The sequence below is a fragment of the Psychrobacter sp. TB20-MNA-CIBAN-0197 genome, from assembly GCF_040309765.1.
GTDB lineage: Bacteria > Pseudomonadota > Gammaproteobacteria > Pseudomonadales > Moraxellaceae > Psychrobacter > Psychrobacter submarinus.
Map to the genome: position 1 here is coordinate 1 of NZ_JBEOPC010000443.1, position 279 is coordinate 279.

The following is a 279-nucleotide window of genomic DNA, read 5'->3' on the forward strand; positions in this document are numbered from 1 at the left end:
TTCTGGTGCTGGAAAACCTCGCGCAGAACGTTGCCCATCAAGGCAGGAATGCCGACTTGCCGGGCCTTGTCGATCAACCGGCCTTCACTTCGAACTTCCAGTTCACTTACGTCGGCCAGGCCAACGGTGTCTTCACCCAGCGCCCCGATGCGAAGATGCCGGACGGTTACGATCCGCGTCAGCGGCCTTGGTACAAGCAGGCAGTAGCCGCCGACAAAACCATGCTGACGCCGCCGTACATGGCGGCAGTCGGCGGTTTGGTGGTGACCATCGCCATGC

At 61.3% G+C, this 279-nt stretch carries 1 protein-coding gene; it reads left to right on the top strand.

Annotated features, from left to right (window positions below):
• Positions 1-279: PDC sensor domain-containing protein (locus AAEY83_RS14410; protein WP_502945182.1), on the top strand; the 279-nt coding region annotated here is incomplete at both ends.